This window comes from Xanthomonas sp. GW (genome assembly GCF_014236815.1).
GTDB lineage: Bacteria > Pseudomonadota > Gammaproteobacteria > Xanthomonadales > Xanthomonadaceae > Xanthomonas_A.
Window position 1 is genome coordinate 2,375,402 of record NZ_CP051189.1, and the last position, 13,799, is coordinate 2,389,200.

Below are 13,799 nucleotides of genomic sequence, written 5' to 3' on the forward strand. Positions count from 1 at the left end.
ACCTTGTCTTCCCCCTACGCACCCCTGCCGGAGTAACCCCCGAATGTCCGACATGGCAATGCTGCGCATCGGCATCCTCGCCGCCGGTCTGTTGCTGATCGCGGCGATCTTCCTGTTCGGCCGCCCGAAGAAACCGACCCAGGGTCGGCGCGTGGAACCGGCCGACCCGGCCGCGCCGCGGCGCGAGCCCTCGCTCGGCGATGCCGCCGTACCCGCCGACGGCGACGCGCTCGCCGCGCCCGATCAGGACGGCGCGCTCGGCCAACCCGAACTGGGCCTGTCCGCCGCCGAAGCGGCCAATGCCGACCTCGGCAAGCGGCCGAGCCAGGACTTCGACAAGATCGTCTCGCTGTACGTCGCCGCGCGCGCCGGGCAGGTGCTGCGCGGTGAGGACATCGTCGTCGCGGCCGAGAAGACCGGGCTGGTGTTCGGCCACATGAGCGTGTTCCACCGCCTGGTCGAAGGCCATCCCGAGCGCGGCCCGATCTTCAGCATGGCCAGCATCATGAAGCCGGGCAGTTTCGACATGGCCCACATCCGCGAGATGGAGACCCCGGCGATCGCGTTCTTCCTGACCCTGCCGGCGCCGCTGACCGCGCTCGACGCCTGGGAAAAGATGTTGCCGACCGTGCAGCGCATGGGCGAACTGCTCGACGGCGTGGTTCTGGACGACAGCCGCAACGCCCTCGGCCGCCAACGCATCGCCCACATCCGCGACGAACTGCGCGCCTACGACCGCCAGCATCAGGCGCCGCCGTTGACGAAGGCCCCACGCTGGTAAGCGTGGGGCCGGGATTGGGGAGTCGGGATTCGGGATTCGTAAAAGCGATTCGCTAGCGCCCCCCTTCTCCCATCGGGACTCACGGCCCCCTTTTTGGGGGAAGGTGCCCCGAAGGGGCGGATGAGGGTACGGGCGAAGCCTAGCGCGCCATAGCCCGGCTTTTACGAATCCCCAATCCCAACTCCCCAATCCCGAAGCGCGCGCGCTATTTGCGCGCTTTCAAAAACGCCTCACGAAACCGCAGCATCTCCGCCTCGGTGCCGACGGTGACCCGCACCAGCTTCGGCCAGATCGGCCAGCTGCGGCCGATCATCACGCCTTGCTTGGCCATCGCCGCGGCGAACGCCTTGCCGTCGCGCTTGACGTCGACCATGAAGCAGTTGGCCTGCGACGGCAGGCACTTGTAGCTCTTGCTCTGCAGCCAGGCGATGGTCTCGTTGCGGATCCGCGCGTTCTCCGCGCGCCGCGCCGGCACCAGTTGCACGTCGCGCAGGCTGGCGACGCCGGCGGCCACCGCGGTGATCGCCACCGGGTTCTCGCCGAACGCGGCCAGCTTGGTCAGCAGCCCCGGCGAGGCCACCGCCAGGCCCAGGCGCAGCCCGGCCATGCCGTACAGCTTGGAGAAGGTGCGCAGCACCAGCAGGTCCTGGCGCTGGCCGATCAGGTCGATCACCGAGGGCTGCTCGCTGTAGTGGATATAGGCCTCGTCGACCAGCAGCACGCTGGAGGCGGGCTTGTTGGCCAGCAGCCATTCGATGTCGGCGCGCGCGGTGATCGAGCCGGTCGGATTGTTCGGGTTGCACAGATAGATCAGCCCGGCGTTCGGATCGGCGCTGGCCATCGCCTTGACGTCGTGCCCGCCGTCGGCGCGCAGCGGCACCCGCCGCACCGGCGCGCCGTGCGCGGCGGCGACATCGGCCACCGCTTCGAAAGTCGGATCGGCCACTACCACGCCGGCGCGGGCCGAGGTGAACGCACGCGCAGCGCGGTTGAGCGGGTCGCTGGAGCCGGGATACACCGCGACGTGGTCGCTGGGCAGCTGATGCTCGCCAGCGAACAGCGCGATCAGGTCGTTCTGCAAGTCGAACAGGTAGCGCCCGGCGCGCGGCAGGATCGCCTGCGCCGCGTCCAGCGCAGCCGGCGCCGGACCCAGCGGACATTCGTTGAAGTTCAGATAGACCGGGCCGGCCGCAGGGGCCACGCCGGGCGTCGCGACCGCCGCTGCCTTGCGTTTTGCCGCCTCCGCAGCGGGCGCCAGGCCCAGTGCACCGACCGCCAGGCCCGAGGTGGCGAGGGAAAGGAAGGAACGGCGCGAAACCGGTAGCGACACGGGCACTCTCCAGCGAAACGTCAGGGCAGGGAGGCAAACCTAATGTTTCCTTAACGTTTCGGCAAGTTTTCTGAATCGGGTGCGAACAGGGGAATGGGAAAGGAGAATGGGGAATCGGAAAAGCGCCGCGCCGCGCTCGGCGCGTCCGCTTGAGCCCCTCTCCCCTCGGGAGAGGGGTTGGGGTGAGGGTACGTCCGCCGCGCTACCGGTCCCCATCTTCAGAGTCCCAATCCGAATCCACAATCCACCAATCCCGGCCTCACCCGCATTTCCCCTTGCCAAGCACGCAGTTACTATCGCCTCCCTCTCCGTCACCACGTCCCCGGCCGCGCATGACCGTCACGCCCGATCCCCAGCAGCGCGTCACCGCACTGCGCCAGCGCATCGAAGACGCCAACGACCGCTACTACGTGCACGACGATCCGTCGATCACCGATGCCGAGTACGACGCGTTGATGCGCGAACTGGAAGCGCTGGAAGCCGAGCACCCGCAACTGGCGCGCGACGATTCGCCGACCCGCACCGTTGGCGCGCGGCCGGACGGCGGCTTCCCGGAAGTACGGCATGCGATCCCGATGCTGTCGCTGGCCAACGCGTTCGAGACGCCGGGCGTGGCCGAGTATGCCGACGATCGCGAACGCTTCGCTGAAGTCGCCGATTTCGAGCGGCGCATCGAACGCGCGCTGGACTTGGCCGCGCCGGTGTTCTCGGTCGAGCCGAAGCTGGACGGCCTGGCGATCAGCCTGCGCTACGAGGACGGCGTGTTCGTGCGGGGCGCCACCCGCGGCGACGGCAGCACCGGCGAAGACGTCACCGCCAACCTGCGCCAGGTGCGCTCGGTGCCGCTGAAGCTGCGCGACCTGGGCACGCCGTTTCCGGCCGTGCTCGAGGTGCGCGGCGAGATCTACATGCCGCGCGCGGCCTTCGCTGCCTGGAACGCCAAGGCGCTGGAACGCAACGAGAAACTGCTGGCCAATCCGCGCAACGGCGCCGCCGGTTCGCTGCGCCAGCTCGATCCGGCGGTCACCCGGCGGCGGCCGCTGGCGTTCTTCGCTTATTCGGTCGGCGAGGTGCGTGGCCTGGAACTGCCCGAGACCCATTCGCAGACGTTGGCGCTGCTGCGCCGCTACGGCTTTCCGGTGGCGCCGGAAGTTGCGACAGCGACCGGCTTCGACGGCCTGATCGCGTATTTCCGCCGCATCGGCGCCAAGCGCGATGCATTGCCGTACGACATCGACGGCGTGGTCTACAAGCTCGACGACTACGATCAGCAGGCGGCGATGGGCTTCGTCTCGCGCGCGCCGCGCTGGGCGCTGGCGCACAAGTTCCCGGCGCAGGAGCAGTCCACCGTGCTGCGCGCGATCGAAGTGCAGATCGGCCGCACCGGTGCGGTCACGCCGGTGGCGCGGCTGGAGCCGGTGCAGGTCGCCGGCGTCACCGTCACCAACGCGACCTTGCACAACGCCGACCAGATCGCGCGGCTGGACGCGCGCGAAGGCGACACCGTGATCGTGCGCCGCGCCGGCGATGTGATTCCCGAAGTGGTGCGGGTCATCGAAGAGCGCCGCCCGGCCGGCACGCGGCCGTGGACGATGCCGGCCACGTGCCCGGTGTGCGGTTCGGACATCGTGCGCGAAGAGGACGCGGTGGCCTGGCGCTGCAGCGGTGGTCTGGCCTGCGCGGCGCAGCGCAAGGAGGCCGTGCGCCATTTCGCCTCGCGCCGGGCCATGGACATCGAGGGCCTGGGCGATCGCCAGGCCGATGCCCTGGTCGAATTCGGTTTCGTGCATTCGCTGGCCGATCTCTACGCGCTGAGCGTCGAAGACCTGGTGCGGATGAAGGCGGCGCTGGACGCGGCCACGGCCGCCGATCTGGTGCAGGCCGTGAACGACAGCAAGGGCGCGCTGACGCTCGATGCGCAGGCGCAGCCGCTGCTGGCGCAGGAATCCCCGGACTGGAAGCGCGCCGACTTCCTGCGCGCGCATCTGGCCGTGGATCTGGGCGGCAAGCTGGCGACGAAATGGGCGGAGAACCTGGTCGCCGGCATCGCCGCCAGCCGCAACACCACCTTGCCGCGGTTCCTGTTCGCGCTCGGCATTCCGCACCTGGGCGAAACCACCGCCAAGGCGCTCGCGCACTGGCTGGGAGCGCTGGACTTCGTGCGCAGCACGCCGGCGGTGCTGCTGCAGGCGCTGCCCGATATCGGCGGCGAGGTGGCGCGTTCGATCGCGACCTTCTTCGAGCAACCGGGCAACGCGGCCGTGGTCGATGCGCTGGTCCAGGCCGGCATCCGCTTCGCCGATGAGGGCGCGCCGCCGGCGGAACTGCGCGAGCGGCTCGACCTGGCGCACCTGCTGACCACGCTGCCGGTGGACAAGCTCGGCGGCAAGAGCGCGCAGCGGCTGGCCGCGACCTACGGCACGCTCGATGCGCTGCTGCGCGCCAACGAAAGCGGCTGGACCGGCGCCGGGCTGTCGGCGGCGGGCGCGGCCAATCTCGCCGCCTATCTGGCCGATGACGCGCGGCTGCAGGCCTTGCGCGCTGCCGATGCGGCGATGTGGCGACTGCTCGATGCGGCGCCGGCGCAGGCCGAGCGCCGCGCCGCGCCGCTGGATGGGCAGACCGTGGTGCTGACCGGCACGTTGCAGCAACTCAGCCGCGACGCGGCCAAGGCGCGCTTGGAAGCGCTGGGCGCGAAGGTCGCCGGCAGCGTGTCGAAGAAGACTAGCTTCGTCGTCGCTGGCGCCGAGGCCGGTTCCAAGCTGGACAAGGCGCAGGAGCTGGGCGTTGCGGTGTGGGACGAGGCGCAGTTGCTGGCCTTGCTCGGCGAGCACGAGGGGCAGGGATGAGCCGGCTTCCAGACGCGACGCACCCGATCGGATCGCGGCGATGAGCGAGGCCGTGGACCTCGCGGCGCTGCGCCTGCGCGCCGCACTCAATGCGCGCATCCGTGCCTTCTTCGCCGAGCGCGACGTGCTCGAGGTGGAGACGCCGATGCTGTCGGCGGCCGGCAACACCGAACCCAACATCGACAGCTTCCAGACCCGCTTCAGCGGCCACGTCGATGCCGGCCCGGCGCTGCGCTGGCTGCGCACCTCGCCCGAATACCCGCTCAAACGCCTGCTGGCCGGCGGCGTCGGCGATTGCTACGAACTCGGCCGGGTGTTCCGCAACGGCGAGGCCGGCGGCCGCCACAATCCCGAATTCACCATGCTCGAGTGGTACCGGGTCGGCTGGAATCACCTGCAATTGGTGGACGAGACCGTGGCGCTGGTGCGCGAGGCGCTGGCGCTGGTCGCGCGCACGGCGACGCTGCATGTGGTCACCTATCGGCAACTGTTCCTGGATACGCTGGGCATCGATCCGTTGCTGGCGCCGCTGGATACGTTGCAGCAGCCATTGCGCGATATCCGCATCGACGCCGCAGGGCTGACCCGCGACGACTGGCTCGACCTGGTGATGACCCATCGCCTGCAATCCGCATTCCCGGCCGATCGCATCACCGTGGTCCACGACTGGCCGGCCACGCAGTGCGCGCTGGCGCGCATCCGCGACGTGCAGCCGCCGGTGGCCGAGCGCTTCGAACTGTACCTGGGCAGCTACGAGCTGGCCAACGGCTACCACGAACTCAACGATGCGGCCGAGCAGCGGCGCCGCTTCCTGCGCGATCACGCGCTGCGCCGCGAGCGCGGCGCGCAACTGCCGCCGTTGGACGAGCGTTTGCTGCAGGCCTTGCCGGCGCTGCCCGATTGCGCCGGCGTGGCGGTCGGCGTGGATCGCCTGCTGATGGCGATGCGCGGCACCGCGTCGATCGGCGATGTGCTCGCCTACGATTTCGCGCGAGCCTGAACCGTGCGCCGTTCATGTAGCATCTTCTTGCTTTGTCGACATCGATGATGGTTTGATCCAGCCCTGCATGCGGTCGATGCGCGATATCGGTGGAGTGGTCTTCGTTGTTCAGGTTCCACGCATAGGGGCAGAGCCAAGCATGAAGTGGTCGTACGGGCTCGGGAGCTGGTGTTGGTTGGGGTTGGCGGTATCCGCGTGTCCGGCGAAGGCGTTTGCGCAGGCGCCCGACGGCTATGACGCCGCGGTGGTGCGTTGCGAGTCGCGCGACATGAGCTGGGTGCATTGCCCGATGCCGACCGAACAGGGCGTGGAATTGATCCGCCAATTGTCCGACAACGATTGCATCCGCGGCAGCGAATGGGGCTCGGACGGTACCGGGGTGTGGGTGACGCTGGGTTGCCGCGCCGAGTTCCGCTCCAATCCGCCGCAGCCCACGCGCAGCGCGATGCGCCGCGTGTTGCGCTGCGAATCCGACGGCCGGGTCGAGAGCTGCCCGGTGATGCTGCGCGGCGCGCCGGTACGGCTGATGCGCCAGCTGTCCTCGGTGCCGTGCCGCGAGGAGCGCAGCTGGGGCGTGCGCCGCAACGAGATCTGGGTGTCGCGCGGTTGCCGCGGCGAGTTCGAGATCGGTGCCAGCGACGGGTCCGGCTTTCCGGTCGGCGCGCGTCCGGTGCTGTGCGAGTCCAAGGGCCGCTCGCGGCGCCGCTGCGGGGTCAGCATCCACAGCAGCGTGCAGCTGCGCCGGCAGCTGTCCGGCACCGCCTGCGTGCAGGACGACAGCTGGGGCTGGGACCGCGACGGCATCTGGGTGGACAAGGGCTGCCGCGCGGAATTCAGCGTCAACTGAGCGGCCCCGTCGCTGTTCACGCGCCAGGCCACGCGCTTATGGCCACCGCCGCGCCGCTTTTGCGAATCCCTAATCCCCACTCCCCAATCCCCGCCGTTAAAATATGCGGATGAACGCCGACCTAGATATCGATTACGCCCGCTACGACCATATCCGTCCGATCCTGTGGACCGGCGAGGCGCTGGAACTTCTCGACCAGCGCAAGCTGCCGTTCGTGGTCGAGCACGTGCAATGCACCGACAGCGACCAGGTCGCCGACGCGATCCACACCCTGGCGGTGCGCGGTGCGCCGGCGATCGGCATCGCCGCCGGCTGGGGCGTGGTGCTGGCCGCGCGCGATGTGCAGGCCGACGACGGCGCACAGGCGCTGGCCAAGCTGGAACCGGCGCTGCAGCGGCTCAATGCGGCGCGGCCGACCGCGGTGAACCTGGCCTGGGCGCTGATGCGCATGCGCACCGCGCTGGCCGCGGCCGGCGCCGACTGGCGCGAGGCGATCGCGCGGCAGGCGCAGGCCATCGCCGAGGAAGACCTGGCCGCCAACCGCCACATGGGCGCGCTCGGCGCGGGCCTGATCGCGCCCGGCAGCGGCGTGCTGACCCATTGCAATACCGGGTCGCTGGCCACTGCCGGCTTCGGCACCGCGCTGGGCGTGATCCGCGCCGGCATGGCCCAGGGCCGGATCGCCAAGGTGTTCGCCGGCGAGACCCGGCCGTGGCTGCAGGGCGCGCGGCTGACCGTGTGGGAACTGCAGCAGGACGGCATCGACGCGACCCTGATCGCCGATTCGGCGGCGGCGCACCTGATGAAGACCGGCGCGGTGCAGTGGGTGATCGTCGGCGCCGACCGCATCTGCGCCAATGGCGACACCGCCAACAAGATCGGCACCTACCAGCTGGCCATCGCCGCACGCCACCACGGCGTCAGGTTCATGGTGGTGGCGCCCTGGTCGACCGTGGACATGGACACCGCCGACGGCGCGCAGATCGAGATCGAGCAGCGCGACCCGGGCGAGCTGTTCGGGGTGGGCGGGGTGCGCACCGTGGCCGAGGGCATCGCCGCCTGGAACCCGGTGTTCGATGTCACTCCGGCCGAGTTGATCGATGCCATCGTCACCGAACGCGGGGTGATCGAACGTCCGGATCCCGGGCGCATGCGCGCCGCGTTCGGCGGTTGAGCCGCGGCAACCGCGCCAGACCCCTGCACGGCCCCGCAAATCCACGCAAGTGCTTGTTCGGGCCGGCAAAAACCGGGCATTCGCGCGCCTGTCATGATAGAATCCGGCGGTTCGATCGACCGCTGCGTGCCGTAGATTTTCGGTGCCGGCAGGCCCGCTTGCCGCGGGCCGGCGTCCTGGTCGATTAGCCACCAGACTTACGGAACCCGAATGGCAGAATCCGCCAAGGAAATCATCCAGGTCAACCTGGAAGACGAGATGCGCAAGAGCTACCTCGATTACGCGATGAGCGTGATCGTGGGGCGTGCCCTCCCGGACGCGCGCGACGGCCTCAAGCCGGTGCATCGCCGCGTGTTGTTCGCGATGAACGAGCTGGGCGCGCACAGCAACAAGCCCTACTACAAGTCGGCGCGTATCGTCGGCGACGTCATCGGCAAGTACCACCCGCACGGCGACCAGTCGGTGTACGACACGCTGGTGCGCATGGCGCAGCCGTTCTCGCTGCGCTACCTGATGGTGGACGGGCAGGGCAACTTCGGCTCGGTCGACGGCGATTCCGCGGCGGCGATGCGCTACACCGAGGCGCGCATGTCGCGCCTGGCCCACGAAATGATGGCCGACATCGACAAGGAAACCGTCGATTTCCAGCCCAACTACGACGAGAAGGAACTGGAGCCGACGGTCATGCCGACCCGGTTCCCGAGCCTGCTGGTCAACGGGTCGGCCGGCATCGCGGTGGGCATGGCGACCAACATCCCGCCGCACAACCTGACCGAATCGATCAATGCCTGCCTGGCGCTGATCGACAATCCGCAGATCGACGTCGACGGGCTGATGGAATACATCCCAGGCCCGGATTTCCCCACCGCCGGCATCGTCAACGGCACCAGCGGCATCGTCGCCGGCTACCGCACCGGCCGCGGCCGCGTGCGCATGCGCGCCAAGGCCGAGATCGAGATCCAGGACAACGGCCGCGAAGCGATCGTGGTCAACGAGATCCCGTACCAGGTCAACAAGGCGCGGCTGATCGAGAAGATCGCCGAGCTGGTCAAGGAAAAGAAGCTCGAAGGCATCAGCGAACTGCGCGACGAGTCCGACAAGGACGGCATGCGCATCTACATCGAGATCAAGCGCGGCGAAGCCGCCGATGTGGTGCTGAACAACCTGTACCAGCAGACCCAGATGGAGTCGGTGTTCGGCATCAACATGGTGGCGCTGGTCGATGGCCGTCCGCAGCTGATGAACCTCAAGCAGATGCTGGAGGCGTTCATCCGCCACCGCCGCGAAGTGGTCACCCGCCGCACCATCTTCGAACTGCGCAAGGCGCGCGCCCGCGCGCACATCCTCGAAGGCCTGACCGTCGCGCTCGCCAACATCGACGAGATGATCGAGCTGATCAAGACCTCGGCCAACCCGACCGAGGCGCGCGAGCGCATGCTGGCCAGGCGCTGGGACGCGGGCCTGGTCGGCGCGCTGCTCGGCGCCGCCGGCGCCGATGCCTCGCAGCCGGAAGACCTGCCGGCCGGCGTCGGCCTGCTCGCCGACGGCTACCAGCTGACCGAAGTGCAGGCCTCGCAGATCCTGGAAATGCGCCTGCACCGCCTGACCGGGCTGGAGCAGGAGCGCCTGACCGAGGAATACAAGCAACTGCTGGAGGCGATCGCCGGGCTGATCCGGATCCTGGAAAACCCCGACGTGCTGCTGCAGGTGATCCGCGAGGAGCTGATCAGCATCCGTGAGGAATACGGCGATGCGCGCCGCACCGAGATCCGCCACAGCGAGGAAGACCTCGACATCCTCGACCTGATCGCGCCTGAAGACGTGGTGGTGACGCTGTCGCATGCCGGCTATGCCAAGCGCCAGCCGGTCAGCGCCTACCGTGCGCAGCGCCGCGGCGGCCGCGGCCGCAGCGCGGCGGCGACCAAGGAAGAGGATTTCATCGACCAGCTGTGGCTGGTCAACACCCACGACACGCTGCTGACCTTCACCAGCAGCGGCAAGGTGTTCGCGTTGCCGGTGTACCAGTTGCCGGAGGCCGGCCCGAACGCGCGCGGCCGCCCGATCATCAACTGGATCCCGCTGGAGAACGGCGAGCGCGTGCAGGCGGTGTTGCCGGTGCGCGACTATGCCGGCGGCCGCTACGTGTTCTTCGCCACCCGCAACGGCATGGTCAAGAAGACCCCGCTCAGCGACTTCGCGTTCCAGCGCAAGGCCGGCAAGATCGCGATCAACCTCGACGAGGGCGACGCCCTGGTCGGCGTGGGCCTGACCGACGGCGAGCGCGATGTGCTGCTGTTCGCTTCCAACGGCAAGACCGTGCGCTTCTCCGAACGGCCCAAGGACGACGAGGCCGAGGACGGCGCCCTCGACGAGGGCACGGGCGAGGACAACGGCGACGATGAGGTCGCGCTGGCCGAGGCCGTCGAGGACGGCGACGACGCGCGCAGCCCGCGCCGCAAGAGCCGCGGCGGGGTCAAGCCGACCGGCCGCAGCAGCCGCGGCGTGCGCGGCATCCGCCTGGCCAAGAGCGAATACGTGGTCAGCCTGATCGTGGCCGAGCCGGCCGAGGGCCAGGACGAGGATGCCGAGGACATCGAGACGGCGCCGGAGACGGATGCCGACGTCGATGCCGAGGCTGTGGTGCGCAACGGCGACGAGCCCGATGCCTACATCCTCACCGCCACCGAGAACGGCTACGGCAAGCGCACCCCGCTGGCCGAGTACCCGCGCAAGGGCCGCGGCACGCAGGGCGTGATCGGCATCCAGACCAGCGAGCGCAACGGCAAGCTGGTCGGCGCGGTGCTGCTGAGCACCAAGGACGAGGTGCTGTTGATCTCCGATGGCGGCACCCTGGTGCGTACCCGCGCCTCGGAAATTTCCCGCGTCGGCCGCAACACCCAGGGCGTGACCCTGATCCGCCTGTCCAAGGGCGAGAAGCTGCAGGCAGTGGAGCGCCTGGACGGTTCGCTGGTCGAGGAAGAGCCGGTGGAGCCGATCGTGGGCGAGGACGGCAGCGCCGAGATCGCCAGCGAGCGGCCGCCGGAAAGCTGATCGCGCGAGCGAGCGGTATACGACGACGCCGGCGCAATGCCGGCGTCGTCGTTTCTGCAGCTGGCGACACCGTCGGGCGCTGCCGCAGCATCGTGCAGGAGCGGACGCGTTGCGGCCTGACGCACGTGTGCCGGCATATCCCTGATGGAACGCAGCATGTCGCCTTCTGTGCCGCGATAGAACGCGCAGCGTTCACTTCCCGCTTGGGATAACGGTCCGCGGCGCGATCGCGCCCCATGCCGCGGCGGATGTTCCGCGCGGTGCTTTCCTGCGAGGAATTTTTCCATGAACGATCTTGATCAAACGCAGCGCCGCGGCGGTTGGCCGCTGCTGCTGCTGGGCGGCGCATGCGCGCTGATCGGCCTGGTGCTGGCGGCCGGCGGCGCGTGGCTGCTGGCGTTGGGCGGCTCCTGGTATTACCTGTTCGGCGGCTTGGGCCTGCTGCTGTCGGGCGTGCTGCTGGCGCGCGGACGGCGCAGCGGTGCGCTGTGGTTCGCGGCGACCTTCGCGCTGTCGTTGCTATGGGCGGCGTGGGAGTCCGGCGCCGATTACTGGCGCTGGGTGCCGCGCATGGGCCTGATGGTGTTCCTGGGCCTGCTGCTGGCGCTGGCGTTGCCGCGCCTGGACCGTCCGTTCTCGCGCAGCGTGTCGCGCGGCCTGGCCGTTGCACTGGCGCTGGTGTTCGTGGGCGCCTTCGCGCTGGCCTTCGTGCCGTACGGCGTGACCGAGGCCGACGGCATGTTCGCACACGCCGCCGGCATGGCGGCGGCGATGACCGTGCCGCGTGCCGGTGCGCAGCCGGCCGAGGCCCCGGCCGACGCCGACTGGGCCGCCTACGGCCGCGATAACGCCGGCAGCCGCTACAGTCCGCTGCGCCAGATCACCCCCGGCAACGTGGCGCAGTTGCGGACCGCATGGACCTTCCGCACCGGCGACCTGCCGGCCAAGCGCTGGGGCGCGGAGACCACGCCGCTGAAGATCGGCGACAGCCTGTACCTGTGCACCGCGCGCAACCAGCTGATCGCACTGGACGCCGCTACCGGCAAGCAGCGCTGGCGCTACGATCCCAAGGTTGCGGACAAGGCGATCCCGTACACCGCCGCCTGTCGCGGGGTCAGCTACTACCAGGTACCTGACGCGGCGAACGCGCCGCCGACGCCTGCGCCGGGCGGCGGCGTGGCGCCGGTCGCGCTGGCAGACCAGCCGCGCGCCTGCCGCAGCCGCATCATCGAGGGCACCCTGGACGGCCGCCTGATCGCGGTCGACGCCGCCAGCGGCAAGCCCTGCGAGGACTTCGGCACGCATGGCCAGGTCGATATCACCGTCGGCATGGGCGACACGCCGCCGGGCTACGTCTCGATCAATTCGCCGCCGACCATCGTGCGCGGCGTGCTCGTCACCGGCCACCAGGTGCTGGACGGGCAGCAGCGCTACGAGCCGTCGGGCGTGATCCAGGGCTTCGATGCGGTGACCGGTGAGCTGCGCTGGGCCTGGGACATGACCCACCCGGAATGGAACGGCGCACCGCCGCCGGGCCAGAGCTGGACCCGCGGCACGCCGAACATGTGGACCTCCGCGGCCGGCGACGAGCAACTCGGCTACGTCTACCTGCCGATGGGCAACTCCACGGCCGACTACTGGAGCAGCTCGCGCACCGCGCCCGAGGACCAGTACGCGACCTCGCTGGTGGCGCTGGACGTGACCACCGGCAAGCCGGTGTGGAACTTCCAGACCACGCACATCGACGTCTGGGACTACGACTTGGGTTCGCAGCCGACGCTGGTGGATTTTCCGCACGACGGCGGCAAGGTGCCGGCGGTGATCCTGCCGAGCAAGCAGGGCGAAATCTACGTGCTGGATCGGCGCAGCGGCAAGCCGTTGGTCGGCGTCGAGCAACGCGCGGTGCCCGGCGGCGGCGTTGAACCGCAGCGCCGCGCCAAGACCCAGCCGTTCTCGCTGTACCACACGCTGCGCAAGCCGGATCTGACCGAGCGCGATATGTGGGGCGTCACCCCGATCGACCAGCTGGTGTGCCGCATCCAGTTCCGCAGCGCCAGCTACAAGGGCATCTACACGCCGCCCGAAGCCGATCGCCACTCGATTGAATATCCCGGCTACAACGGCGGCTCGGACTGGGGCAGCGTGGCGGTGGACCCGCAGCGCGGGGTGATCGTCGCCAACTACAACGACATGCCCAACTACAACCGGCTGGTGCCGCGCGCCAAGGCCGACAAGCTGGGCTGGGCGCCGCGCGACCAGGTGCGCGGCGATGCCGGCGGCGCCGAAGGCGCGGGCGATCCGCAGGCGGGCACGCCGTACGCGATCAACGTCAACGCCGGCTGGCGCCTGCCGTTCACTGGCCTGCTGTGCAAGCAACCGCCGTACGGCGGCATCCGCGCGATCGACCTGGCCAGCGGCAAGACCCTGTGGGACCGCCCGCTGGGCAGCGCCCGCGGCAACGGCCCGTTCGGCATCCACTCCGGCCTGCCGATCGAGATCGGCACGCCCAACAACGGCGGCGCGGTGGTCAGCGCCAGCGGCCTGATCTTCATCGCCGCGACCACAGACGACATGATCCGCGCGATCGACCTGGCCACCGGCAAGCGCGTCTGGGAGGCCAAGCTGCCGGCCGGCGGCCAGGCCACGCCGATGCTCTACGCGGTCGGCGGTCGCGAGTACCTGGTGATCGTGGCCGGCGGCCATCACTTCATGGAGACCAAGAAGGGCGACTACGTGATCGCCTATGCGCTGCCGGCGTCGTAGCCTG

Annotated in this window: 7 protein-coding genes and 2 pseudogenes; 8 read left to right on the forward strand and 1 reads right to left on the reverse strand. The window is 69.5% G+C overall.

The genetic code is table 11. The annotated features are described in order from the left end of the window. Positions 1–43 precede the first annotated feature (43 nt). The gene (gene zipA, locus HEP73_RS10015; protein WP_185823051.1) at positions 44–781 is read left to right on the forward strand and encodes a cell division protein ZipA; all 738 of its coding nucleotides are present in this window, start codon (positions 44–46) and stop codon (positions 779–781) included. A 205-nt stretch (positions 782–986) separates the two neighbouring features. On the opposite strand, the gene HEP73_RS10020 is transcribed toward zipA, so the two are convergent. Beyond that, on the reverse strand, positions 987–2,111 hold the full coding sequence (locus tag HEP73_RS10020; RefSeq protein ID WP_185823052.1) for a pyridoxal phosphate-dependent aminotransferase: 1,125 nt from the start codon (positions 2,109–2,111) through the stop codon (positions 987–989). Positions 2,112–2,443: 332 nt separating this feature from the next. Here HEP73_RS10020 and ligA point away from each other — a divergent pair, with 332 nt between their 5' ends. The 7 genes and pseudogenes from ligA (at position 2,444) to HEP73_RS10050 (ending at position 13,795) form a co-directional block, all read left to right on the forward strand. Continuing rightward, positions 2,444–4,960 (forward strand): NAD-dependent DNA ligase LigA, encoded by a 2,517-nt coding sequence (gene ligA / locus HEP73_RS10025; protein ID WP_185823053.1) that lies wholly within the window; start codon positions 2,444–2,446, stop codon positions 4,958–4,960. A gap of 40 nt (positions 4,961–5,000) precedes the next feature. Next, entirely contained in the window at positions 5,001–5,960 is a 960-nt protein-coding gene (gene epmA / locus HEP73_RS10030) for an EF-P lysine aminoacylase EpmA (RefSeq protein ID WP_185823054.1), read from the forward strand. Positions 5,961–6,099: 139 nt separating this feature from the next. Further along, positions 6,100–6,807, forward strand: coding sequence for a DUF3011 domain-containing protein (locus HEP73_RS10035; protein ID WP_185816244.1), 708 nt, complete (start codon positions 6,100–6,102; stop codon positions 6,805–6,807). A 109-nt stretch (positions 6,808–6,916) separates the two neighbouring features. Continuing rightward, positions 6,917–7,981 (forward strand): S-methyl-5-thioribose-1-phosphate isomerase, encoded by a 1,065-nt coding sequence (mtnA, locus tag HEP73_RS10040; protein WP_185823055.1) that lies wholly within the window; start codon positions 6,917–6,919, stop codon positions 7,979–7,981. Positions 7,982–8,191: 210 nt separating this feature from the next. Next, positions 8,192–10,312 (forward strand): annotated as a pseudogene (gene gyrA / locus HEP73_RS10045) (DNA gyrase subunit A); the annotation flags it as partial. Positions 10,313–10,447: 135 nt separating this feature from the next. Then, positions 10,448–11,032 (forward strand): annotated as a pseudogene (locus tag HEP73_RS22825) (DNA gyrase C-terminal beta-propeller domain-containing protein); the annotation flags it as partial. A gap of 285 nt (positions 11,033–11,317) precedes the next feature. Beyond that, positions 11,318–13,795 (forward strand): membrane-bound PQQ-dependent dehydrogenase, glucose/quinate/shikimate family, encoded by a 2,478-nt coding sequence (locus HEP73_RS10050; protein ID WP_185823057.1) that lies wholly within the window; start codon positions 11,318–11,320, stop codon positions 13,793–13,795. The last annotated feature ends 4 nt before the right edge of the window (positions 13,796–13,799 follow it).